Source organism: Parabacteroides sp. FAFU027 (assembly GCF_022808675.1).
Lineage (GTDB): Bacteria > Bacteroidota > Bacteroidia > Bacteroidales > UBA7332 > CAXXIC01.
In genome coordinates, this window is the sequence record NZ_JAKZKV010000006.1 from 274,612 (window position 1) to 298,090 (window position 23,479).

The 23,479-nt window shown below is 44.1% G+C and carries 24 protein-coding genes; 8 read left to right on the plus strand and 16 right to left on the minus strand.

Features of this window, described 5'->3' with window-relative positions; translation table 11 throughout:
* The first annotated feature begins 4 nt into the window (after positions 1–4).
* From MLE17_RS11410 to MLE17_RS11425, 5 genes are all read left to right on the plus strand, one after another.
* Positions 5–331 (plus strand): hypothetical protein, encoded by a 327-nt coding sequence (locus MLE17_RS11410; protein ID WP_243348931.1) that lies wholly within the window; start codon positions 5–7, stop codon positions 329–331.
* Positions 332–443: 112 nt separating this feature from the next.
* Positions 444–986, plus strand: coding sequence for an REP-associated tyrosine transposase (locus MLE17_RS11415; protein WP_243348932.1), 543 nt, complete (start codon positions 444–446; stop codon positions 984–986).
* Positions 987–1,088: 102 nt separating this feature from the next.
* The gene (locus MLE17_RS18975) at positions 1,089–1,304 is read left to right on the plus strand and encodes a DUF4253 domain-containing protein (protein ID WP_410795624.1); all 216 of its coding nucleotides are present in this window, start codon (positions 1,089–1,091) and stop codon (positions 1,302–1,304) included.
* A 77-nt stretch (positions 1,305–1,381) separates the two neighbouring features.
* Positions 1,382–1,825 carry a hypothetical protein gene (locus tag MLE17_RS11420; protein WP_243348933.1) on the plus strand — a complete coding sequence of 148 codons (444 nt, stop codon included), beginning with the start codon at positions 1,382–1,384 and terminating at the stop codon, positions 1,823–1,825.
* Entirely contained in the window at positions 1,818–2,309 is a 492-nt protein-coding gene (locus MLE17_RS11425; protein ID WP_243348934.1) for a hypothetical protein, read from the plus strand. The genes MLE17_RS11420 and MLE17_RS11425 overlap by 8 nt, the downstream gene beginning before the upstream one ends.
* A 187-nt stretch (positions 2,310–2,496) precedes the next feature.
* Here the strand turns inward: MLE17_RS11425 and MLE17_RS11430 are convergent, their stop codons facing one another.
* Positions 2,497–2,991 (minus strand): hypothetical protein, encoded by a 495-nt coding sequence (locus MLE17_RS11430; RefSeq protein ID WP_243348935.1) that lies wholly within the window; start codon positions 2,989–2,991, stop codon positions 2,497–2,499.
* A 285-nt stretch (positions 2,992–3,276) separates the two neighbouring features.
* Here MLE17_RS11430 and MLE17_RS11435 point away from each other — a divergent pair, with 285 nt between their 5' ends.
* The 3 genes from MLE17_RS11435 to MLE17_RS11445 all read left to right on the plus strand — a co-directional run bounded on the left by MLE17_RS11435 (position 3,277) and on the right by MLE17_RS11445 (position 7,986).
* Entirely contained in the window at positions 3,277–5,982 is a 2,706-nt protein-coding gene (locus MLE17_RS11435) for a DNA gyrase/topoisomerase IV subunit A (protein WP_243348936.1), read from the plus strand.
* 156 nt (positions 5,983–6,138) lie between these two features.
* The gene (locus MLE17_RS11440; RefSeq protein WP_243348937.1) at positions 6,139–6,969 is read left to right on the plus strand and encodes a DUF3316 domain-containing protein; all 831 of its coding nucleotides are present in this window, start codon (positions 6,139–6,141) and stop codon (positions 6,967–6,969) included.
* Between the two features lie 6 nt (positions 6,970–6,975).
* Positions 6,976–7,986 (plus strand): S41 family peptidase, encoded by a 1,011-nt coding sequence (locus MLE17_RS11445; RefSeq protein WP_243348938.1) that lies wholly within the window; start codon positions 6,976–6,978, stop codon positions 7,984–7,986.
* 48 nt (positions 7,987–8,034) lie between these two features.
* Here MLE17_RS11445 and MLE17_RS11450 read toward each other — a convergent pair whose 3' ends face one another.
* The 15 genes from MLE17_RS11450 to MLE17_RS11520 form a co-directional block, all read right to left on the minus strand.
* Positions 8,035–9,381 carry a polysaccharide lyase family 1 protein gene (locus tag MLE17_RS11450; protein ID WP_243348939.1) on the minus strand — a complete coding sequence of 449 codons (1,347 nt, stop codon included), beginning with the start codon at positions 9,379–9,381 and terminating at the stop codon, positions 8,035–8,037.
* A 122-nt stretch (positions 9,382–9,503) separates the two neighbouring features.
* Complete coding sequence (locus tag MLE17_RS11455) at positions 9,504–10,712, minus strand: glycoside hydrolase family 105 protein (protein ID WP_243348940.1); 1,209 nt, start codon at positions 10,710–10,712, stop codon at positions 9,504–9,506.
* A 341-nt stretch (positions 10,713–11,053) separates the two neighbouring features.
* Entirely contained in the window at positions 11,054–11,266 is a 213-nt protein-coding gene (locus tag MLE17_RS11460) for a hypothetical protein (protein ID WP_243348941.1), read from the minus strand.
* A gap of 381 nt (positions 11,267–11,647) precedes the next feature.
* Positions 11,648–12,961: a ribosome biogenesis GTPase Der gene (der, locus tag MLE17_RS11465; protein ID WP_243348942.1), complete on the minus strand. Its 1,314-nt coding sequence runs from the start codon at positions 12,959–12,961 to the stop codon at positions 11,648–11,650.
* A 157-nt stretch (positions 12,962–13,118) separates the two neighbouring features.
* A complete protein-coding gene (locus MLE17_RS11470) occupies positions 13,119–14,375 on the minus strand; it encodes an Nramp family divalent metal transporter (protein ID WP_243348943.1) in 1,257 nt (418 codons plus the stop codon).
* A gap of 169 nt (positions 14,376–14,544) precedes the next feature.
* A complete protein-coding gene (gene era / locus MLE17_RS11475; protein WP_243348944.1) occupies positions 14,545–15,426 on the minus strand; it encodes a GTPase Era in 882 nt (293 codons plus the stop codon).
* 117 nt (positions 15,427–15,543) lie between these two features.
* The gene (locus MLE17_RS11480; RefSeq protein ID WP_243348945.1) at positions 15,544–16,542 is read right to left on the minus strand and encodes a beta-ketoacyl-ACP synthase III; all 999 of its coding nucleotides are present in this window, start codon (positions 16,540–16,542) and stop codon (positions 15,544–15,546) included.
* Between the two features lie 90 nt (positions 16,543–16,632).
* On the minus strand, positions 16,633–16,818 hold the full coding sequence (rpmF, locus tag MLE17_RS11485) for a 50S ribosomal protein L32 (protein WP_243348946.1): 186 nt from the start codon (positions 16,816–16,818) through the stop codon (positions 16,633–16,635).
* A 14-nt stretch (positions 16,819–16,832) separates the two neighbouring features.
* Entirely contained in the window at positions 16,833–17,405 is a 573-nt protein-coding gene (locus MLE17_RS11490) for a YceD family protein (protein ID WP_243348947.1), read from the minus strand.
* An 83-nt stretch (positions 17,406–17,488) separates the two neighbouring features.
* A complete protein-coding gene (locus MLE17_RS11495; RefSeq protein ID WP_243349003.1) occupies positions 17,489–18,646 on the minus strand; it encodes a sensor histidine kinase in 1,158 nt (385 codons plus the stop codon).
* 124 nt (positions 18,647–18,770) lie between these two features.
* Positions 18,771–19,892, minus strand: a complete 1,122-nt coding sequence (locus tag MLE17_RS11500; RefSeq protein WP_243348948.1) for an aspartate aminotransferase family protein — start codon at positions 19,890–19,892, stop codon at positions 18,771–18,773.
* A 151-nt stretch (positions 19,893–20,043) separates the two neighbouring features.
* Entirely contained in the window at positions 20,044–21,018 is a 975-nt protein-coding gene (argC, locus tag MLE17_RS11505) for an N-acetyl-gamma-glutamyl-phosphate reductase (RefSeq protein ID WP_243348949.1), read from the minus strand.
* A 36-nt stretch (positions 21,019–21,054) separates the two neighbouring features.
* A complete protein-coding gene (locus MLE17_RS18870) occupies positions 21,055–21,498 on the minus strand; it encodes a nitrous oxide-stimulated promoter family protein (protein ID WP_262920314.1) in 444 nt (147 codons plus the stop codon).
* Between the two features lie 153 nt (positions 21,499–21,651).
* Positions 21,652–22,854 (minus strand): argininosuccinate synthase, encoded by a 1,203-nt coding sequence (gene argG / locus MLE17_RS11515; protein WP_243348950.1) that lies wholly within the window; start codon positions 22,852–22,854, stop codon positions 21,652–21,654.
* A 21-nt stretch (positions 22,855–22,875) separates the two neighbouring features.
* A complete protein-coding gene (locus MLE17_RS11520; protein WP_243348951.1) occupies positions 22,876–23,469 on the minus strand; it encodes a GNAT family N-acetyltransferase in 594 nt (197 codons plus the stop codon).
* Between the last annotated feature and the right edge of the window lie 10 nt (positions 23,470–23,479).

A 23,479-nucleotide genomic window follows, 5' to 3' on the forward strand; every position in this document is an offset into this window, starting at 1 on the left:
TGATATGAATATAGATAACACAAAAGCGTTTAAAGCATTTACAAAATCATCAGGTCTAATTGTGCTAATATCTCTTTTTACTGCTTGCAATAATCCAACATGCAAAGATTATGTTGAGAATGATTTCCGTAAACAATCATATAATATTGTTATTCTAGAGAAATATCAAGATACAAGATATTATAGAATTATTGGAGTTGATAAATTAGGAAATCTAGATACTACAGAAGAATGTGCAATTCAAAAGGATTTATATGAAAAGGCAATGTTAGGAGATACGTTGAAAAAAGAAAGGTGCAAATTAGAAATGACCCCGTCGCACCGGATATAAAACCGAATAAAAGAAGGTGAGCCGTTGGCGGGATTTGCAATCCCGCCTTCTTCATGCTATGAGCATTTGTAATGCGAAAAGAAATAACTTTGAAACATTTAAAGATCAAATAATGAACATTGCAAACTGTATCACCGGAGAAGTCTGGTTCGTGACAGACACCGTGGTCGACTGGGTGGATATATTTACCCGACCGAGGTATAAGCATATTATCATGGATTCATTACGGTATTGCCAGGCTGAAAAGGGATTGATCATTTATGCGTGGGTGCTGATGTCGAATCATTTGCATATGATTGTCGGCTCGGAAGGCGATGATAAAGTGTCGGATATAATGCGGGATTTCAAGAAGTTTACGAGCAAGGAAATTCTTCGTACCTTGCAGACGGATCCACAGGAAAGTAGGCGGGAGTGGATGCTTAATCGCTTCGAATACGCCGGTCGTAACGATAAGAAGATCAAGAACTATCGTTTCTGGCAGGAAGGGAATGATCATCAGGAGATATTTCTTGTCGATTATTTTGATCAGAAGCTCAATTATATCCATAATAATCCCGTTACGGCTGAACTGGTCAATCGCCCCGAAGATTACCGGTATAGCTCTGCGATTGATTACGCGGGAAGCTCGGGATTGCTGAAAGTGATGGTGGTTTAGTTTGTTGTCGGATTACAAATCCTTATAGTATTTAAGAGGTGGGATTACAAATCCCACCGACGGTTTCGCTCCTTTTTACGATATATCCGACGGGACAGGAAAATATCTGAATGGAAAGCGAAGTATGGATTAATCATAATAGGTTGTAGTGGAGATTGGCTTCAAATAGAATTTGACAAATTACCAACAGATTTAGACGCATTTGCAAAAGAAGTATATGAATTTTGTCCGGATTCTGTTGATCAAGGAGTAGGAACAATAGATAAACTAAAACAAACAATTAAGGAGATGAAAGGTGTTTGGTTGTGGTGGGATTAATTAGTTCCGGTTCCGCTACTTTCTACGGTGTATATATCCGATGGGACAAGAAGAATTAATATTTAAGACAATTAGAAATGAAACCAAGATTAAAGTATAAAAGGATCGAAGATATTGACATGACAGGTAGAACTGTCAATGGGGTCTTACACCAAATTGTACACGAATTGAAAGTGATGAAGACTACAGAGATTCATGTCGAGAATAACAAAGTGTTGTTTAAGAATAAAAGTTTCGAATGGAGATATAGCTGGGACCTTATGGGAATTGTAACCGATGGCTTTATAGAGGTTGTAGAAACTCCTTCCGGTGCTCAACTATACATAGAATGTTACCATCCCTTTTGGTCTCACTTCATTTTTATTTTAGTTGGTTTAGTTGTGGCATTTACAACAGGAGCATATGTAATATCTTTCCTTTTTAGTTTGGGAAGTTTAGCGAGCATAGCTATAGCTAATTCCATGGTTTCAAATGGATGTGATGATATGATCTCAAGAATAATACCAACGCAAAATGATTGATTTAAATAAGGATACATTTATGGCGAAGATTCAAATAAATAGTTTTCGGTTAGAAATAAAACAGTTGCTCATGCACTATTCGATCTGTAAAATCGCATTGCCTGAGGAAAAGAGTATTGACGATATAAAGTCAGATATAAAAGAAGAATTAGGTTATTTGGAAGCCAGGAATATTCAATCGGTTGATAACCGGATTACCTTTCGAAATAGTATAATTGACAGGAAGTTTCAACTTACTCTGATGGGTGTATTAAGTGGTGGTGAATTTGATATAATTCAATCAAATGGTAAATCAGAATTGGACTTCAGATGTAACTATTCTCTTATGTATGATTTAGCCTTTATAGTGTTGGGTATCGTATTTTCAATCTTCATAAATACGCAATATTCTATTTGGTGTTTAGGGGGAGTTATTGGTTTTTTCTTGAGATTATATGTTGTCTCTACAAAATGTAATGAGTTGATTACTAAAATAACTGGATAACTCTTCGTTGCCGGTAGGCTGCGATAACCGTAGTTCGGTCGTTAGGTCGTTTGGCATAGCGTCTCGCTATGTCATTTCTATAAGCAAGCCTCCCAGCTTGCAAAAGTATCGACAGTAAAAATAAAAAAGCAGCTTCAGGATTAATTCCCTGAGCTGCTTTCTTGTATACATAAGGTTCCTTTCCGTATCAGATCAACTGCAACGGAATATCTTCCCGGTTTTGCATCAACCAGTTGCGCAAAGCATCGGTCATTTCCACACCGTTCTTGGGATTCTCACAATAAGCGCTCACCTGCTTGATGGCGTATTCCTTTACCTTCTTGTCCCCTTTCTTCAGTTTGTGTTCCAGTGTGTATTGGGTAATCGCGGCCATATAAACCGGCAGAAGAGTCTGGTTGATTTTGCTCAGTTCGGCAACGGTTTCATCTAAATCGAAAGTGTAGTCAGGAGTCCCTTGCATCCACTGGAACATAAAATTAGCCGCGATATCGCGCTTCTCCTTCTCCTTCGTAACCGGATTGTTGAGCAGGTATTTGCAGCAGGCAGTGACTGACTTTTCGGCTTTGGCATAATCCTTCGGTTGGGTCATGCGTAGCTCTTTCAACTTAGAGAAGTTCTGGGCAAACGAATTGGAGATAAATCCAATCAGGATTAGGCTGAGTGCAATGATTTTTAGCTTCATATTGAATAGGATTGATAATGAGTAAATAAGGAAGGACAAAAGATTGTCCGGGGTAAAATTAAGAAATATGACGATATAATGTTTCTGTGACCCACCAGAAAGATACAAAAGGGATACCTTATCATTCATTTCCGGATTCATGGCAGATCTTTTTTTATTTATTTAGCTCGCAAAATAACCTTCGGAGCTGTGGCATAAATCTTTTCAAACGGGATAATTTATTAATTTTGCAGGAATCAGAATATTAACAGGCAGATTCCCCTAAAATAAGAAGAGCAAAGACCTATGTCAGACGAAATCCTGGACAACCTTCCCGAAGAAGAACCTATTGAAAACGAAGCAGTGGAGAACGAAGACACGGCTTCCGATTCATCCGCTCATTCCAAATACAGAGTTCCCGAGAAAACCGTGGAGGGGCTTAAATACCATCTCTCCGGTATGTATCAAAGCTGGTTTCTGGACTATGCATCATACGTAATTCTGGAACGTGCCGTGCCGCACATCAATGATGGACTAAAGCCCGTACAGCGACGTATCCTTCACTCGATGAAGCGACTCGACGACGGCCGCTACAACAAGGTGGCGAACATCATTGGTCATACCATGCAGTTTCACCCGCACGGTGATGCTTCTATCGGCGATGCGTTGGTGCAACTCGGACAAAAGGATATTCTGGTGGATTGCCAGGGAAACTGGGGTAACATCCTGACCGGCGATGGTGCGGCTGCTCCCCGTTACATTGAGGCTCGCCTTTCGAAGTTTGCCCTCGATGTGGTCTTCAATCCCAAAACAACGGACTGGAAACTCTCATACGACGGACGTAACAAGGAGCCGATTACCCTACCGGTGAAATTCCCGTTGCTGCTCGCTCAAGGCGTGGAAGGTATCGCCGTTGGTCTTTCGTCCAAAATTCTGCCGCACAACTTCAACGAATTGATTGAGGCTTCCATTTCCTACCTGAAAGGGGAATCGTTCCAGATTTATCCTGACTTTCAGACGGGAGGTTATATCGATGTATGGAAATACAACGACGGCGAGCGCGGCGGTTCGGTAAAAGTCCGTTCCAAGATAGAGAAACGCGATAACAAAACGCTTGCCATCACAGAGATTCCTTACGGAAAGACAACCTCGTCACTGATTGATTCTATCCTGAAGGCAACGGATAAAGGGAAAATCAAGATCCGCAAGGTGGACGACAATACGGCGAAAGATGTGGAGATTCTGGTGCATCTGCAACCGGGCGTATCGTCTGACAAGACCATTGATGCGCTGTATGCTTTCACCGATTGCGAGGTGAGCATTTCACCAAACTGTTGCGTGATTTCGGATAACAGACCACACTTCCTGACAGTCAGTACCGTATTGAAACACAATACCGACCATACACTGCTTCTACTCCGTAGTGAGCTGGAGATTGAGAAAAACGAATTGCAGGAGCACCTGCACTTTGCATCGCTGGAGAAAATCTTCATTGAGGAGCGCATTTATAAAGATAAAGAATTTGAAAACTCCCGCTCGATGGATGAGGCGATAGCTCACATCGACAAACGATTGGAGCCGTTCAAGCCTAACTTCATCCGCGAGGTAACTTCCGATGATATCCTTCGCCTGATGGAGATTAAGATGGGACGTATCCTGAAATTCAACTCCGACAAGGCGGAAGAGCACATTGCCAATATCCTGCAACAGATCGAAACCATCGATCATCACCTGGCACACATCGTGGACTATACCATCGCCTGGTACCAGAAGCTGAAAGATAAGTACGGCAAATTCTTCCCTCGTATGACCGAAATCCGCAGTTTCGATACCATCGTGGCTACGAAGGTGGTAGAGGCCAACGAAAAGCTTTACATCAACCGTGAGGAGGGCTTCCTTGGTACATCGTTGCGTAAGGATGAGTTTGTCTGCAACTGTTCGGACATCGACGATATTATCCTTTTCTATAAGGATGGAAAATACAAAATCGTGAAAGTCGCCGACAAGCTCTTTGTGGGCAAAGGAGTGATTCACGTCAATGTGTTCAAGAAAAACGATAAACGCACCATTTACAATGCCGTTTACCAGGACGGCAAAGGTGGAGCATATTACTTCAAACGTTTTGCTGCAACCGGCCTCACCCGCGATAAGGAGTACGATATGTCGCAAGGCAAACCGGGATCGAAAGTGCTTTACTTCACCGCCAACCCGAACGGGGAAGCTGAGGTAATCCGCATTGTCCTGAAACCGAATCCGAGACTGCGCAAGACAGTATTCGAAGAAGACTTCAGTAAGCTGGCCATCAAAGGTCGCCAGTCGATGGGGAATGTGTTGACCAAGAACGAAATCTTCCGCATTACATTGAAGATCCGTGGCGGTTCCACGTTGGGTGGACGTCAGGTGTGGTTTGACTGGGATGTCTTCCGCCTCAATTACGATGGACGCGGCGAGCATCTGGGAGAATTCCACAGCGACGATCTTATCCTGGTGGTGCTCAAAAACGGAGAGTATTATACTTCAAACTTCGATGCGGGTAATCACTACGAATCGAATATACAGCGCATTGAGAAGTTTGACCCGAATAAAGTGTGGTCCGTTGCATTGTTTGATGCCGACCAGGGTTATCCGTACATCAAACGTTTCAGCTTCGAAGCCTCTGCAAAGAAACAGAGCTTCCTCGGTGAGAATCCTAAATCGGAACTGTGGCTGTTGACTGATGAAACCTATCCGCGCTTCGAAGTGCTCTTCGGGGGAAGTGATAACTTCCGCGATCCGCTTGAGATTGACGTGGAAGAGTTTATCGGCGTGAAGAGCTTCCGGGCAAAAGGAAAACGGATTTCTACCTTTGCCATTGACAAGGTGACTGAACTGGAACCGACCCGTTTCCCCGAACCGGAAGAGGAGTCAATCGATTCAGACGAGCCGGATGAAAATGTAAAGCCGACTGATCTGCCGGATGAATCGGATAATGAGATTATTGATGAAATTACCGGTCAGAAAAGACTTTTCTAACCTCATATCAAAGAGCGCAATGCCTGATTTTTTTGTTATAAGAATCGGGTGTTGCGCTTTTTTGTTTGAAAGTATCACTACTGAGTCGGGATTTTCTGTTTTCAAGCGGTTATTAATTCAGTATAATTAATTTCAGGAGATGTAATGAATTCCACAATGACCTACTATAGAATCTGTTTAGCGATACTTCTAACCGTTTGCCTCTCGCGGACTTCTTATTCGCAAGAGAGTGAAAACGGGAAATTGCAGACCCGGACATTGCTGTTTGGCCTTGGTCAAAGTTCTGTCATCGAAACCTATCTGAGTCCGTATAAATACACGGGAATAAACTACAGGCTTGATTTTAGTCTGGATAAGGATAGTAAAGACGGGTTGGTTACCTGGCAGCACGACATTAATCTGGATTATGCCCACGCCAGCAACTATTCTGACCGCGGACTCTATCACACCGCTTTTCTGGATTACACCTTCTCTTATTTACGAAAAGTCGTTTCAACCGATAAGTTTCATGCAAAAATCGGACTGGCTCCTGACTTCCTTTTGGGTGTTGTTTATAATAACCGAAACGATAACAATCCGGCCGAAGCCAAGGTAAATCTCAATCTGGATTTTGCCGGCAGGTTGGATTATCGCTTCCGGTGGAAACAAACTCCCATTTTGCTGAGCTATGATTTAAGAATGCCGGTTCTGGGTGCAGGATTCTCTCCGGATTACGGACAATCGTACTATGAGATATTTGAATTGGGCAACCGTTCGAATATTGTTCACCTGCTCTCCCTGCATAACCAATGGACGTTTAATAACAAGCTGACGATGGAACTACCCGTTGGAAAGTATTCGCTGAAGTTCGGTTATTTGTTTAATCTGTATCAGACCCGCATCAGCAACATCGAGACATCAGTGATGAACCATAATCTGCTGATTGGCATTTCCGGAGATATTTTACATCTGAGTCGCAAGAAACATTTGCAGGGAAAATCGTTCTAACCGCCTATGAAGAAGATAATTTGCTTACTGTTTGCCGTAATCATGCTTTCCTGCATCAAGGAGCCTGATTATTCGAATACCCCAAAGGGAAACTTTGAGGCGCTCTGGCACCTGATGGATGAACGGTATTGCTTTTTTACATATAAGAACATCAACTGGGATAGCATCCATAATGTCTATGCAAAGCGAATCAACGACAATATGAATGAGGAACAGTTGTTTGAGGTGTTGTCGAAGATGCTCAACGAGCTGAAGGATGGTCACGTCAATCTGTATGCGTCGTTTGATGTCTCCCGCTACTGGGCCTGGTTTGAGAAATATGCGCCCAACTTCAACGATAGCATTGTCAAGAATAATTATCTGGGAACCGACTATAAGATAGCCTCGGGGATTGATTACAAAGTGCTCGATGACAATGTCGGGTACATGTATTATGAGAGTTTTGCCGATGCGGTGGGTGAAGGGAATCTGGATCAGATAATCTCTAAATTCAGCATCTGTAACGGGATTATTATTGATGTGCGGAATAATGGGGGAGGTGATTTGACGAATGTCAATGTGATTGCTTCCCGATTTATCAATGAACGGAAACTGGTCGGTTATATCTCCCACAAAACCGGAAAAGGTCACGACGACTTTTCTCCTCTGTTTCCCAAATACCTCGATGCAACTACACGCTTGCGATACCAGAAGCCGGTTATTGTATTGACAAACCGGCAATGTTACAGTGCAGCGAATGACTTCATCAGTGTAATGAAGCAACTCCCCAACGTAACCATCATGGGTGATCGTACAGGAGGGGGCAGCGGTCTGCCTTTCCACTCTGAACTGCCCAATGGATGGTCCATCCGTTTCTCTGCTTCCCCGATGTATGATGCGGATAAAACACAGACAGAGTTTGGAATTGATCCTGACGTAAATGTGCAGATAAAAAGAAGCGATACACTGAAAGGACTGGATACCATTATTGAGGAAGCCCGGAAACTGATTGCCGAAAAGGCAAAACAATCGTTGTAAAACAAAATCACCTGCTTCATCGAAGCAGGTGATTTTGTTTTGGGAATGTTATTTAACCAGAGAATTGAGGTAAACCTCAAGGTTTGTATATTGTTTGTCAAGACTTGATTTTGCTCCATCTGACGGATCTTTCGGATTGAGCTTATTTTTGATTTCCCAACTGTCTGGCATGCCGTCGTTGTCACTGTCAATAGGAGCTGCCGTGCTTTTCAGTTCCGGCCATCCGCCCACATCTTTTTGTGAATTGATATGTCCGTTAGTTCCGAAAGGAGCCTTGCCTGTACGCACTTCATCCACGACACGGGCATCTACCGGATCCCGGTGCAGATTCGCCCCCGCACTCTTCAGAACCGATTCGAAGGCTTGCTGAGCCGTTTCGGTTTTTATACCGGCATTATCCAGCGGTTTGGTAAACAGGATAGAGTCAAGGCTGACGGGTGATTGAGGTTTTATGCCTTTGTGGTTATCCTGATTGATGGCGTTATTCCCTTCCAGAATATTTCCCGAAACATAGAATTTTCCAAAGCCAGTTGCCTTACCACCGGTCTCATTCGAAGGATTGAAGAAGTACTTCTTACGGCTATCCGGAGTAGCGGGTCCGGGTTTGTAGTAGTTGTTGACTACATTGGCTACGTGAGTCTCACCACCATAAGTACTGTTTCCTCCCCAGTTGTAGATGACATTGTTGCGCAGGTCTGTAATGCCGGTGATTTGCGTAATGCCCGGGTGATCGAGTCGCGGATTGCGGCTATCGTGGTGTGCCAGCAGATTGTGGTGAAAAGTTGCATTCTTTCCACCCCAGATACCGCCATAACCGTGCGCGCCTTTGTGATGGACACTCATCTTCAGGCTTTCGGAGAGGATGCTCCATTGTAGTGTAAAGTTTTCATTACCATAAAATGAGCCGCATTCATCTGTACTCCAGCTCATCGAGCAATGGTCGATGATGATATTTTTGTGAAAACGGCCTCCGAAAGCATCATCCTCTATGGCATTCAAATCACCCATACGGAAGCGCAGGTAACGGACAATGACATTGTCAGCACTGATGGAAGTAGGTGCGCCAGCGATACAGATACCGTCACCCGGAGCCGATTGTCCGGCGATGGTCACATCTCCGCTGCTGATATTGAGTTTTGTTTTCAGGTAAATGGTACCCGATACCTTGAATAGAACCGTGTGCGGACCTTTTGTTTTTAGCGCCTGGCGAAGTGAGCCCGGGCCATCGTCGTCCAGATTGGTGACATAGACTGCCTTGCCGCCACGTCCGCCTGTGGTATATTTACCAAAGCCTTCCGCTCCGGGAAAAGCCGTAACCTTTTTCTGCGCAATCGCATTTCCTCCCAACAGGAGCGAAATACCCAATACTGCAGTTTTAATGGATTGTAGTTTCATTTCAGATGTGTTTATCGTTAGTAGAAGAAAGGTGAAGAGAAGAGAGGAAGAAAGCTTTTCCAAAGTTTAGAACTTTGGAAAAGCTGAAGTTATTCAGATAATCCTGGGTATGAATAGTGAGATTATTTCTTGTTTTTGTTGAGGCTTTCCACCTCAAGGCTGGCCATGATGAAGGGGCCCACACCTTTCGGGTCATTATCGCGAATCAATTCGTGTACGTAGTAATCAAACGAACCGTCACGGTAAGGATTTCCACCTAATCCGGCTACACCGCAGCAACGGGTCAGTGAAACAATCCCGTTATCATCTACCTTGATGAAGTTCTTGATCAGTCCGTTGTAGGCTTTGAGTGCCACAGCGCGGTATTGAACGGGAAGATATCCTTTGCGCACGCCTTTCAACATGGCATAGGCAAACATTGAGGTGCAGGTCGCTTCCTGGTAATTGCCTGCGCGGTCGGGCATATCAAGCACCTGGTACCAGGCTCCGGTGGTTTTATCCTGATATTTCAGTAATGATTTTGCACCGTTTTGCAGGATGACAATCATAGAGTCTCTGCCTGGTTGGTTCTTCGGAAGGAAGTCAAGTGCATCCACGATGGCCATCATATACCATCCCATCGCACGTCCCCATACGTGAGGCGCCTGTCCGGTTGTCTTGTCAGCCCAGGGCATTGCCTTGCTGGCATCCCACGCGTGGCGGAAGAGTCCGGTTTTAGGATCATAAGTATGTTTGGCAACGAGCAGGAACTGTTTCACCACATCAGCCTGTGCTTTGGGATGATTAAAGGTCTTGTTGTATTCAGCATAGAAAGGTGCGCCCATGTAAAGCCCGTCCAGCCACATTTGGTTTGGATAAACTTTCTTGTGCCAGAATCCGCCTTGTGGGGTGCGCGGATGAGTTTTCAACTGAGCGTACAACGAGTCTAGCGCATTCTTCAGGCGTTTATCGCCGGTGCGGGCATACATCCGGAAGAGGATTTTACCCGGATTGACCATATCGAGTGAATAGTTGTTTTTATTGTATGTCAGGATTTTTCCGTCTTTATCAATGATGGTGTCGGTATAGGCTTTTACGTAGTTGTAAAGGCTTTTATCTCCGTATCGGTCATACACATCGAGGAATGCCTGACAACCCAATCCCTGGCAATAGTTCCACTTCAACTCTTTAGTGAAGTCGAGCATCCAGGCTTTGGGATTGCGGATAATATCCGACTTTGTCATACGGACAGACCAGGGCTGATATTTATCTACTTTCTGAGTTTGGGCAAATGCACCCACGACGAATAGTGCGGCAACAATTGTACAAAATAGTTTTGATGATTTTCTCATAGGTTATAAAGGGATTCAATATTTCTATGATGCAAAAATAATATCGACAACCCATGAACTTGTGGAATATTTGGTAGAAAATGAGCAATATTTAGCGGGGAATGGTTGTCGCTCATCTGCGAACACCTGTCTCGAAGTAACTTACGGAAGGAGAGGTTGGAGAGCGGTGCGCTTAAGTGGCGTCAGGTTATAGCATTTGTGATTTGCAAATTATTGAATACGAAAACGGCTTCGGGTTTCTACCTGAAGCCGCTTTTTTAGCTACTAACACCAGCCGCGAAAAATTGCGGGCAGTACGCCCCGGGGCTAGTATGTTAAAGGTGAACGGGATAAATACCCATTTATCTTGGTCGGTAGGCCAAAGTACAGACAATAGTGTCTCCAACTTTCGCCTTTTGATATTGCTCTTTGGGGATAGACGCAATGTGCTTCCCGTCTTCGGTGTAATAGACGATTTTATACTCCATTTTTGAGAATAAACTTTGTTTCCCTCTTTTCTTTTCAAGAATTCTGTTAACAACCGGTTTGCCGGGATAGGCTTGTAACGCTGTCATGTAAAGCGCAAATAATAAAATACCTCTCATCTCTATTTTGAAAATAATAAAATACCGCCCAATAGTATGTCTGCCTATTAAAAGGCAGGGTTTAGGTTATCGTGTTTTTTGTTTGTGTATCCAATTGCTTCGCAAAGGTATGTAATAAATTTGTAGCAATATATTTGTTTGGTGGTTAATTAATGTCAAGATACAGGCGGGTGGAAGTACTGAAGCCGTTCTCAAGAGTATGCTACATGCAGTTTTGAGAGGAGTAGCTTCATAGAAGCGGGATTTACCTCAAAAATATACAGATATCGCCAATTATCACATCCGGATATATATGAAAAACGACCAACTGCCCTCTCGGCAATTGGTCGCTTTTTATATAGTAAATATCGTTTACTTTTCGCGGATAAAGATATTAATCGGAGTTCCGGTAAAGTTCCAGTACTGGCGAATCTTGTTTTCGAGGAAACGGCGGTACGGCTCTTTCACCCATTGCGGCAGGTTGGCAAAGAATACGAAACTTGGCACATAAGTGTTTGGCAACTGCGTTACGTATTTAATCTTCACATATTTGCCTTTGTGAGCCGGTGGTGGGTAGTTCTCGATGATCGGGAGCAACACCTCATTCAGCTCGCTGGTCTTCACTTTATTGTGACGGGTCTGATAAACTTCTACGGCTGTTTCCAGTACCTTGAAGATACGTTGTTTGGTTGTTGCAGAGGTAAAGATGATCGGGAAGTCAACAAACGGAGCCAGACGTTCGCGGATCGCGTTCTCGAAAGTCTTGATCGCCTGCTGTGATTTGTCTTCTACCAGGTCCCATTTGTTGATACAAACCACCAGACCCTTTTTGTTTTTCTGAATCAGGGAGAAGATGTTCATATCCTGTCCTTCGATACCGCGGGTTGCGTCGATCATCAGGACACATACGTCTGAGTTTTCGATGGCGCGGATAGAGCGGATTACCGAGTAATATTCGAGGTCCTCAGTTACTTTACCTTTTTTGCGGATACCTGCTGTATCCACGAGATAGAAGTCGAATCCGTATTTAGAATAACGGGTATAAATAGAGTCGCGGGTAGTACCGGCAATGTCGGTTACGATGTTGCGGTCTTCATCCATGAAAGCATTCACGATAGAAGATTTACCTGCGTTCGGACGGCCTACGATTGCAAAACGGGGCAATACCTCCATCGGCTCTTCTTCCGGTTTCTTGGTGAATTTCGAAATCACCAAATCCAGAAAGTCTCCGGTTCCCAATCCGTTGATAGCCGAAAGAATAATCGGATCACCCAGCCCAAGTCCGTAGAACTCGGCAGCCTGGTATTGCAATTCGTGGATATCCACTTTATTGGCAACCAGAATCACCGGTTTATCAGTACGGCGAAGGATCTTAGCCACATGCTCATCGAGATCGGTAATACCGCTGATTACATCAACTACGAAAAGAATCACGTCGGCCTCTTCCATAGCGATGCCCACCTGTTTGTTGATCTCCTCTTCGAATACGTCATCCGAGTTAACCACCCAACCGCCGGTGTCAATGATTGAAAATTCCTGACCACCCCATTCAACCTTACCGTATTGGCGGTCGCGGGTAGTTCCGGCTTGTTCATTTACGATGGCCTGGCGACTCTCTGTCAGGCGGTTAAACAGCGTCGATTTTCCCACGTTGGGGCGTCCAACAATTGCAGCTATATTTCCCATGTAGCAAATAATTTCCTTATGAATGAATCAAAATGCAGGCTAAAAAATCCTCAGACGGGATTTTTCAGCCCGCAAAGATACGACTTTACTTTGGATAAATAAAACTAAATCAAAAGCTTACGGACTTAATCCATCATAAAAGAGCATGCTGTTTCGGTCAATTAAACAGCGTAATTAACAATCTAATGTTCAAATAGGTAACGATGGCTGCGATGGTCAGGAGTACAAACTTCAGATATGTGCCGTTGGCGTATTGTCCCATCACCTTCTTCGACGAGGTCAGGTAGATTTGCAGGAAAATGGTAAACGGAAGTTGGATACTGAGCGCCATTTGCGAGTATATCAGACCTTTAAACGGATCACCGATGAAGAATATAATAAGCAATGCCGTAAACAATGAAATATAAACCCCCATCCGGCTGTGGTTATCTTTCAGGTCAATAGGTTCCCCGTACAATCCGGCAAAGATAGAGCCGCCCGCCATGGCTGAAGTAATCGTGGATGATATCCCCGATAAAAGCAAGGCCAGGGCAAAAATCACCGCCGCCGCATTCCCCAACAACGGGACAAGCATATCCCGGGCCTGCTGAAGTTCAGAGGCATGCACATGATTCTTGAAAAATACCGCCGCTGCCATGATAATCATCGAGCTATTGATCGCCCATCCCACAATCATCGAAAGCAAGGTGTCGTAAAATTCATACTTCAGTTGTTTGCGAATGACAGCGTCATCTTCCAGATTCCAATGGCGGCTCTGGATAATTTCGGAGTGCAGGAAAAGGTTGTGCGGCATGACCACAGCGCCCAATACGCTCATCACAATCACCATGGCTCCATCTGGAATTTCCGGTTTTACCCATCCAATGGCCGCTTCGTGCCAACTGATATCTGCAATGGCAAGCTCATAAATAAAAGACAAGCCGATGAGAGAAACGAATCCGACAATCCAGCGTTCCAGTTTCCGGTAGCTATTTGATAATACAATAGCCAGAATGGTAACCACAACGATTACCGCTCCGATTTTTATGGGAATATGAAACAGCATCTTCAATGCGATGGCTCCCCCAAGTATTTCCGCGAGAGAGGTGGATATGGAGGCAAGAATAGCGGAACCGATTATCGGGCGGGAGACCACCCGGGGCAGATATTTATTGGCCGCTTCACTCAGGCAGAGACCGGTCGCTATCCCTAAGTGCGCCACGTTGTGCTGGAGCACGATGAGCATGATGGTGGACAATGTCACCATCCAGAGTAAAGTATATCCGTATTCCGCTCCGGCGGCCAGATTCGATGCCCAGTTACCCGGATCGATAAATCCGACGGTTACCAGCAATCCCGGCCCGATGTATTTGAAGACCTCAAAGCTGATGGGCTTATGGTCTTTGCGTTTTAAGTCTTTGAAAAATCCTAGCATAGAAATATCCTATTGATGTAGTATCTGTTCATTTTATCGCTAATGTAACAATAGGAGTTGAATGTTTGTTGCCCCGGAAGTATAGAAAGACTGATTTGTGTTGAATTTGTAGAATAAAAAAACCGCAAAGCGGCTGGCTTTACGGTTTTGAAGGATATTTCGGGGATAATTATTTCAGGTCATAACCAAAGTTGCGCAGTGCGCGATCCTTGTTTCTCCAGTCTTTCTCGACTTTAACATAGAGCTCGAGGAATACTTTCTTGCCAAAGAAGGCTTCGATATCCTTACGGGCTTCCATTCCCACACCTTTAAGTGATTTCCCACCTTTACCGATGATAATCCCTTTCTGGCTGTCGCGTTCCACGTTAATGACAGCACCAATGCGGATCAATTTGTCATCTTCCTTGAATTGCTCAACTACGACTTCTACCGCGTAAGGAATTTCCTCTTTGTAGTAAAGAAGAATCTTCTCACGGATAATCTCGGTAACGAAGAAACGGGCCGGCTTGTCGGTCATCGCATCTTTATCGAAGAAGGGAGGAGACTCAGGCAGCAACTCCTGAATACGTTTCAATAGGTATGCCGTATTGAATTTCTCTTTGGCAGAGATTGGTATGATTTCCGCTTTCGGGAATAGGGATCTCAGTTGCTCTACCTGCTGCTCCAGTTTTTCCTGGGTAGTTAGGTCGATTTTGTTGATGAGCAAAAGTACAGGAACTTCCACTCCATTTACCTTTTTCAGGAACGATTCGTTTTTAGTCACTTTCTCCACCGTGTCGGTGACGTAAAGCAATACGTCAGCGTCCACCAGTGCCGAAGTGGAAAAGTTCAGCATCGATTCCTGAAGCTTGTAGTTGGGTTCTAATACTCCCGGGGTATCGGAATAAACGATTTGCATCTCTTCGGTATTGACAATACCCATGATGCGGTGACGCGTTGTTTGCGCCTTTGAGGTGATAATAGAGATGCGTTCGCCGACAAGGGCGTTCATCAGTGTGGACTTGCCCACATTGGGGTTTCCTACGATATTTACAAAACCTGCTTTGTGCATAAGTTGTTGATTACAGGATGTTAAGTGTTCGATTTGGGATACAAAGATACGTATCAAAAGCAAAAAAACGCACCTTTATAAAGATGCGTTTTTGAGTATATGGATTGGTATTTAATCTTATTTACCGTCGTATCCCCATTTGAGGTAGACTGCACCCCAGGTAAATCCGGCTCCGAATGCTGAGAGGATGATGTTGTCACCTTTTTTCAGTTGTGGTTCCCATTCTGACAAGCAGAGAGGAAGAGTCGCAGCGCTGGTATTTCCATATTTCTGGATGTTTATCATTACCTTGTCTTTTGACAATCCCATGCGGTTGGCAGCCGCATCGATGATACGGAGGTTAGCCTGGTGAGGTACGAACCATGCGATATCTTCGTGAGTCAGGTTGTTTTTCTCCATGATTTCGGCAGAAACATCTGACATATTCGATACGGCATGTTTGAATACGACCTGACCTTCCTGGTAAACAGTGTGCATGTGCTGGTCAACGGTTTCGTGGTCAGCAGGACGAACCGATCCACCCGCTTTCATTTGCAGGTTAGAATATCCGATACCGTCAGTTTTGAGGATTGCATCCATTACACCGATTTTCTCTTCAGTCGGTTCTAACAATACAGCCGCAGAAGCATCTCCGAAAAGCGGACAGGTAGTACGGTCGGTATAGTTAGTAATGGATGACATTTTTTCAGCCGCCACCACAATGATTTTTTTATATTTTCCGGACTTAATAAATGCCGTTGCAGTCTCCAGTGCAAACAGGAAGCCAGAACAAGCTGCTGATAAGTCGTATGCAAATGCGTTTTTGATGCCGTTTTGCTCACCGATAATCGATGCTGTTGAAGGGAAAATATGGTCAGGGGTAGAAGTTGCACAAATGATAAGTTCTACTTCTTCGGGTTTGGTAGCGGTTTTTTCGAGCAGTTGTTTTACTGCGCGGGCACCCATGTAAGATGAGCCGGCACCTTCTTCTTTGAGGATTCTGCGCTCTTTGATACCGATGCGGGTCATGATCCACTCATCAGTGGTATCTACCATTTTGGCAAGTTCTTCGTTATCAAGAATGTAATCAGGTACGTATGAGCCGACACCTGTGATTACAGCATTAAGTTCTTTCATTGTATCAGAGGAAATAGCATTAAAAAAAATGCCCTAAAAAATAGTCTCTTTTAGGGCTATAATTTGATTAAGCTCAAATCTTTTTTGTGATTATACAGCAGCTTCTTTTTCGATAGCTAATTTTCCTCTGTAGTATCCACATTCACCACATACTGTGTGGTATAGGTGCCATGCGCCACAGTTAGGACATACTGCCATTGTAGGAGCGATAGCTTTGTCGTGCGTTCTTCTTTTCGCTGTTCTTGTTTTCGATTGTTTTCTCTTAGGATGTGCCATTTTAATAAAACGTTTTAATTATTATCCGTAAATTTCTTGAGTTCGTCCCATCGCGGGTCGGTTTCTATTGTATTGTCTTCGGTTTCAATCTCTTCAGTTTCGTATTCGACGCTATCTTCGTCATCTTCACTACTTCTGGTAGAGTGTTTCTTCAATTTTGAAGACATAGTTTTGTTGCATTTTCCCGGAGCATGTACATGCTTCATCGGGATTGCAAGCGCGATGAATTCGTACAAAAACCAGGCAACATTGATTTCTCCCTCATCTTCGGGGATGACAATCAGGTTGTCGCTTTCTTCGGAATACTCTTTGCCCAATTTGACAAACAGCTTCTCTTCCGTTTCAATGGGGATCTCCACATCATCAAGACATCGGTCACAGGGAACGAAAGCCACACCGTTAATCTCGAATTTGAATTCATGCTGGTATGCCGATTTCTTCACCGTCAGCTCGACATTGACTTTGCCTTTCTGCACCTCATTGCCATCGATGTTCTTAAAGAACTCGTTGTCCAGGTGAAATTCGAATGTTCGAACATCTGCCTGGTTGCCCTTGAGCGATATGTTGTATGCGTTAAACTTTCCCAAAGCTTCTACTGGTAAAACTGCGCAAAAGTACGAAAAAAAACTGATTTACAATACCCTCGCTTTTATTTTTTGGAGGAAATGCCTCAGTTTGCAGCTTTTAACTCGATGCGAAAAGTGGTCCCTTTATTGATTTCAGAGGATTTCACGTAGATTTTTCCTTCGTGATATTCTTCAATAATTCTTTTCACCAAAGTGAGTCCAAGTCCCCATCCTCTGGCTTTTGTGGTAAATCCGGGGCGGAAGATAGTTTTGAACTTTGATTTCGGGATTCCTTTTCCGGTATCGGAAACGTCAATGATTACCATTCCTTCGGCATTGGTTTTCATTGTGATGGAAATATATCCCACACCATCCATCGCGTCGATTGCATTTTTGCAAAGATTCTCCACGACCCACTCGAAAAGAGGAACACAGAGGCAGACCGGAATAGGTTCATTGGGCAGGAAGGTTTCAATTTTAACCTTAGCTGAGGTGCGCTTGTTGATGTAGTTGGTCGCATTCTGCAATGTAGGGACAATATCCACCGGGATGATTTCCGGTTTGGAACCGATTTTGGAAAAACGGTCGGCTATGATTTTGAGCCGGTTCACGTCTTTGCTCATATCCTGAAGCAGATTCTCATCTACATTCTTCATGCGTAAAAATTCGGTCCAGGCCATGAGGGATGAAATCGGGGTGCCCAGTTGGTGGGCGGTCTCTTTGGATAGCCCCACCCAGAGTTGATTCTGTTCGGCCCGCTTGGCACTCCGCACGGCAAAATAGACCACCAGCAGGAATATAGTCATCACCAGAAGCTGGACAAAGGGGTAGTAATTCAGTTTCTTCAGCAAAATGGAATCATCGTAGTAAAGGTACTGGTAGTTCGCTTCGCTCAGGTTGATAATGATTTTGTTGTCCTGAGCCTTTAACCGTTGCACCTCCTTCTTCATAAATGCAGCAGAGTCTTTGGTGGGAATGTCGATATTTTTGTAGGTAATCACATTATCCTTTTCATCAATCAGAACGACAGGGATAGTGCGGTTACTCTGAAGCACTTTTAGAATCAGCGGAATATCACCTTCATTGGAATCACTGGAAAGAATGCGCATGGCTTCGGCCCATATTTCCACTTTATTACGCTCTTCATGAGCGAGTTCGTCAACGAGTTTCCTTGAAAAATAGAGGAAAATGCTCACCAGGGAAATTGAGATGCCGACAATGATAATCGTACCTTTCTGGCGGTTTTCGTATATCGAATGCATGAAATTTTTCAGGGCAATGCGAAGTTTTTTCATGAGCTTATATCTCTTCTTTTTGCAAATATAAAAATAGTGAGCCAATCGGATTGACTCACTATCTGTTTATGCGATGTCTTTTTGCTGAAAATCAAATGCAACGGGCAAAACGTTCCAGGAAGATATCTGCCTGCGCTTTGGTCAGACAAAGCGGCGGCAACAGACGGATTACGTTGGTACCGGTAACGCCGGTAAATACCTTCTGCTCAAACAATAGCTTGCTGCGGATTTCCTTTACCGGTTGCTCAAACTCCAATCCAATCATCAAACCGAGACCACGAACGTCCTTGATTTGCGGGAATTTTTTCAGTTTGGCCATCAGGTATTCACCCACTTCCAACGCATTATCAATCAGTTTTTCGTCTTCCATAATATCAATGACAGAGATAGCAGCCGCACATGCCAGGTGGTTCCCTCCGAAGGTAGTTCCCAGCTGTCCGTGAACAGCGGTAAACATCGGGCTAATTAACACACCTCCGATTGGAAATCCGTTGCCCATCCCTTTTGCCACGGTGATGATGTCCGGTTTGATACCGGCATACTGGTAAGCAAAGAATTTACCGCTACGACCGTAACCGGATTGGATTTCATCCAGAATCAGGATTGTGCCGGTTTTGGTACAAAGCTCACGAAGCTGTTGCAGGAAGCCGTAGTCAGGTACTTTAATACCACCAATTCCCTGAATACCTTCAATAATCACGGCGCAAACGTCCCCTTTTTCAAGTTCCGACTCTACGGCGTCGAAGTCGTTCCACGGCAGGAAAGTCACTGGAATATTGTCATTAATCGGAGCAACGATTTTGGGATTGTCAGTCACTTTTACAGCAGCCGAAGTTCTTCCGTGAAAGCTCTTTTCAAATGAAATCACGCGTGTGCGGCCGGTATGGAAAGAAGCCAGTTTTAGTGCGTTTTCATTCGCCTCTGCTCCTGAGTTAATCAGGAAAAGGCTGTACTCTTCGCAACCTGAAAGTTTGCCCAGTTTCTCTGCCAGCTCCACTTGCAGCGGATTCTGAACAGAGTTTGAGTAAAAGCCCAGTTTGGCAGATTGCTCGCTGATGGCTTTTACATATTTCGGATGAGTGTGACCCACCGAAATTACGGCATGTCCGCCGTAAAGGTCGAGGTATTCATTACCCTCGTTATCGTAAACCTGGCATCCGCTTCCTTTTTCAATGGTAATATTGAAGAGCGGATATACGTCGAATAGTTTCATTTTACGTTTTAGGTTTTAGGTTATACGTTTTACGTTTTGAGGCGTTCCGTATAAATTAGGTTGTGTTATTTTTAGCTGAACTTGTTTCATCGGCAAACTAGACCTGACAGGTTTTCAAAACCTGTCAGGTCTAAGTTCCCTTGAAACTTATTTAAAACGCACTCGGTTTCAAGTGCAGACCTGCTTTTTCATCCAGGCCAAACATCAGGTTCATGTTGTGAACCGCTTGTCCCGATGCACCTTTCAGCAGATTGTCGATAATGGAAGTAACGAGCAGCTTGTTGCCGTATTTTTCTACCTGAACGATGCCTTTGTTGGTATTCACCACCTGTTTCAGATCGATGGTTTTGTTTGCCACAAAGGTAAAAGACTGACCCGCATAAAACTCTTCATACATGCGTATTACATCAGCTACTTCAAGTTCGCAATCCAGATAGATAGATGCGAAAATTCCGCGTGGAAAGTCACCACGCACCGGAATGAAGTTAATCACGCCATCGTAACCCGCCTGCAGCTGAGCCAACGATTGCTTGATTTCAGGCAAATGCTGGTGTTTGAACGGTTTGTAGATGGAGATGTTGTTGTTTCTCCAGCTGAAGTGGCTGGTAGCCCCCGGTTTCACCCCAGCGCCGGTAGAGCCGGTAATGGCATTGACGTGTACTTCTCCTTTCAGTAAACCGTTTTTAGCCAATGGCAACAATGCCAGCTGGATACAAGTCGCAAAGCAGCCCGGATTAGCTACGTACTGGCTTTTTTTAATCTCTTCGCGGTTCAGTTCAGGCAGACCGTAGATGAATTTATTGCCGTCAGCTTTGAGGCGGAAGTCATTTGCAAGGTCAATGATTTTCAACGATGCAGGCAGTTCAGCCCCGTTCGTTTCCATAAACTTCTGACTGTCGCCGTGCCCCATGCAAAGGAATAGCACGTCGATTTTATCAAAGAGCATCTGGTCGGTAAATTCCAAATCAGTTTCTCCGTACAGTCCCGAGTGGACGTCCGTGATTTTGTTCCCGGCGTTACTGCTACTGTTTACGAATACGATTTCCACCTCGGGGTGGTTGATTAAAAGTCTCAGCAGTTCGCCGGCCGTATAGCCCGCACCGCCTATGATTCCGGTTTTTATCATTTTATTTTTGCATTAAGGAGAATGAGTTTCAACGATTCAAAAACGCATTAAATCAAAAATGTGCCACGTTGCCAGTATCGGATGGTGAAAAAGCATCCGTGGTCCTGAGAAACGCATGACCTCACGAGTGATTTTTGCCATATCCGGTTTGTAACAATGTATATTACATTTTTTACAAGCCGGTTTTTTCTCTTTAAACGGGCAATGGTCAATCCGCTGAAATGCGTATTCTAACTGTTTCTGACACTTTTCGCAAAGTTGTTTTCCGTGATTATGCTTTGACCGGCAAAAGATATGCATCATCTTTTCGATGGTCTTCCGCTCACGTTGAAGTCTTTTCTCTCTCAAACTTAATCGGATTATATTTTTCCAAAGGTTTGTTTTTTGCCACGAATCCACGAATAAAAAGGGTAACTTCTCTCTTTTTCTGACATGAAAAAGATTGGTGTGATTCGATTGAATTAAATCGAATTCTTTCATTCGTGAATCGTAGATCAACGAAGTTAATTCGTGGCGTGATTTTCTATGTAGAGAATTCCACAAATATTTGAGGATATTTCCTCAATAGATTTCTTCGTGGTAATCTGCAACTAAATCAACCTTTGTGTCTTATTCAAACAAGATAAATTCAGACTATTCCTTGCCGTTTCTTTTTTGAACGTTGTGGTATATCTTCATTTGATTGCCCAGGATTTTGGTAAATCCTTTTACGTCGTCTGCTGTCCAGGCTTTGTTTACCTCACCATATTCACCGAAATCGGTTTTCATTAAATCAAATGGGCTATCCACACCTACCAAAACGTAACGATATGGAGCCAGATTAACGATTACTTTTCCGGTTACATTTTCCTGAGAGCTTTGCAGGAATGCTTCCATGTCGCGCATTACCGGCTCCAGGTATTGTGATTCGTGAAGGAACATACCGTACCAGTTGCCCAACTGGTCTTTCCAGTATTGCTGCCATTTGGTCAGGGTATGTTTTTCCAGCATTTTGTGTGCATTGATAATAATCATCGGCGCAGCAGCTTCGAAACCTACACGGCCTTTGATACCGATGATGGTATCGCCGATGTGCATGTCACGGCCAATAGCGTATTTTGCAGCAATCTCTTCGATTTTCTGGATTGCTGAAACTTTGTTCTCAAATTTCTCGCCGTTAACAGCTGCGATTTCACCTTTTTCGAATTCGATAGTCAGTGTTTCGGTGCCGGTAGCGGTCATTTGTGAAGGATAAGCTTCTTCAGGAAGAGTCTGGTCAGATTTCAAAGTCTCTTTACCACCGATGCTGGTTCCCCAGAGACCTTTGTTGATAGAGTATTCCATCTTTTTGAAATCCGCTTCGTAACCGTGATCTTTCAGGTAGTTGATTTCGTATTCACGGGTTAACACCATATCGCGGGTCGGAGTCAGGATTTTGATATTCGGAGCCAAAACTTCGAAAGTCAGGTCAAAACGAACCTGGTCGTTACCTGCTCCGGTAGAACCGTGAGCTACATAGTCCGCACCGATTTCTTTAGCACAGTTGATAATGGCAATCGCCTGGAAGATACGCTCCGAACTTACCGAGATAGGGTAAGTGCCGTTGCGTAATACGTTACCATACACCATGTATTTGATGCTTTTTTCGTAATACTCCTCAGTAACGTCAAGCGTAAAGTGTTTGGTAGCGCCGAGTTTGTAAGCGCGCTCTTCTACTGCTTTCAACTCTTCAGCGCTGAACCCTCCGGTATTGGCAATCGCTGTATAAAGTTCGTACCCTTTTTCTTCAGTCAGATATTTAGCGCAGAATGAAGTGTCAAGCCCGCCGCTAAACGCCAATAATACTTTTTCTTTCATACTATAGTGATGTTGTGATTATTATTCGATTATAATGTCTTTATCAATATCGTCCAGAATATCCTTTTTCTTCAGGTCATTCGGATCGAAAAGCATTCCGGTACACATACAGAAGCGGCGGTTTTTGCTCTCCAGAATCGGGTAGTTTACGCAGCTCTGGCAACCTTTCCAGAAGGATTCATCATCGGTAAGTTCGGAATAGGGAACAGGACGGTAGCCCAGTTCGGTATTGATTTTCATTACAGCCACACCAGTGGTCAGACCGAATATTTTGGAATTCGGATATTTTTCACGACTCAGGTCGAACGCTCTTTTCTTAATGGCTTTAGCCAGGCCTTTACCGCGGAACTTGTCCACCACGATCAATCCTGAGTTTGCCACAAACTGTTTGTTACCCCACGTTTCGATGTAGCAGAATCCAGCAAATTCCATTTCTTCTCCGGCCAGCGCGATGATGGCTTTGCCTTCGCGCATTTTTTGTTCAATATATTCGTTGGTTCTTCGTGCGATACCAGTTCCGCGTACTTTCGCAGCCGCTTCAATTGTGTCCAGGATAATCTGTACGTACGGAATGTGGCTCTCGCTTGCCACCATTACTTTAATCATTTGGCTCATTTCTTTTTTT

Bases quoted from the DNA above. Each gene is read 5' to 3' on its own strand.
- MLE17_RS11450 (WP_243348939.1), bottom strand. From the start codon at position 9,381: ATGAAACTACAATCCATTAAAACTGCAGTATTGGGTATTTCGCTCCTG.
- MLE17_RS11435 (WP_243348936.1), top strand. From the start codon at position 3,277: ATGTCAGACGAAATCCTGGACAACCTTCCCGAAGAAGAACCTATTGAA.
- MLE17_RS11500 (WP_243348948.1), bottom strand. From the start codon at position 19,892: ATGAAACTATTCGACGTATATCCGCTCTTCAATATTACCATTGAAAAA.
- argC (WP_243348949.1), bottom strand. From the start codon at position 21,018: ATGATAAAAACCGGAATCATAGGCGGTGCGGGCTATACGGCCGGCGAA.
- MLE17_RS11460 (WP_243348941.1), bottom strand. From the start codon at position 11,266: ATGACAGCGTTACAAGCCTATCCCGGCAAACCGGTTGTTAACAGAATT.
- MLE17_RS11430 (WP_243348935.1), bottom strand. From the start codon at position 2,991: ATGAAGCTAAAAATCATTGCACTCAGCCTAATCCTGATTGGATTTATC.
- MLE17_RS11495 (WP_243349003.1), bottom strand. From the start codon at position 18,646: ATGCATTCGATATACGAAAACCGCCAGAAAGGTACGATTATCATTGTC.
- MLE17_RS11415 (WP_243348932.1), top strand. From the start codon at position 444: ATGAACATTGCAAACTGTATCACCGGAGAAGTCTGGTTCGTGACAGAC.
- MLE17_RS11455 (WP_243348940.1), bottom strand. From the start codon at position 10,712: ATGAGAAAATCATCAAAACTATTTTGTACAATTGTTGCCGCACTATTC.
- argG (WP_243348950.1), bottom strand. From the start codon at position 22,854: ATGAAAGAAAAAGTATTATTGGCGTTTAGCGGCGGGCTTGACACTTCA.
- rpmF (WP_243348946.1), bottom strand. From the start codon at position 16,818: ATGGCACATCCTAAGAGAAAACAATCGAAAACAAGAACAGCGAAAAGA.
- MLE17_RS11420 (WP_243348933.1), top strand. From the start codon at position 1,382: ATGAAACCAAGATTAAAGTATAAAAGGATCGAAGATATTGACATGACA.
- MLE17_RS11520 (WP_243348951.1), bottom strand. From the start codon at position 23,469: ATGAGCCAAATGATTAAAGTAATGGTGGCAAGCGAGAGCCACATTCCG.
- der (WP_243348942.1), bottom strand. From the start codon at position 12,961: ATGGGAAATATAGCTGCAATTGTTGGACGCCCCAACGTGGGAAAATCG.
- MLE17_RS11425 (WP_243348934.1), top strand. From the start codon at position 1,818: ATGATTGATTTAAATAAGGATACATTTATGGCGAAGATTCAAATAAAT.
- era (WP_243348944.1), bottom strand. From the start codon at position 15,426: ATGCACAAAGCAGGTTTTGTAAATATCGTAGGAAACCCCAATGTGGGC.
- MLE17_RS11470 (WP_243348943.1), bottom strand. From the start codon at position 14,375: ATGCTAGGATTTTTCAAAGACTTAAAACGCAAAGACCATAAGCCCATC.
- MLE17_RS11445 (WP_243348938.1), top strand. From the start codon at position 6,976: ATGAAGAAGATAATTTGCTTACTGTTTGCCGTAATCATGCTTTCCTGC.
- MLE17_RS18870 (WP_262920314.1), bottom strand. From the start codon at position 21,498: ATGAAAGAATTCGATTTAATTCAATCGAATCACACCAATCTTTTTCAT.
- MLE17_RS11480 (WP_243348945.1), bottom strand. From the start codon at position 16,542: ATGAAAGAACTTAATGCTGTAATCACAGGTGTCGGCTCATACGTACCT.
- MLE17_RS11410 (WP_243348931.1), top strand. From the start codon at position 5: ATGAATATAGATAACACAAAAGCGTTTAAAGCATTTACAAAATCATCA.
- MLE17_RS11440 (WP_243348937.1), top strand. From the start codon at position 6,139: ATGACCTACTATAGAATCTGTTTAGCGATACTTCTAACCGTTTGCCTC.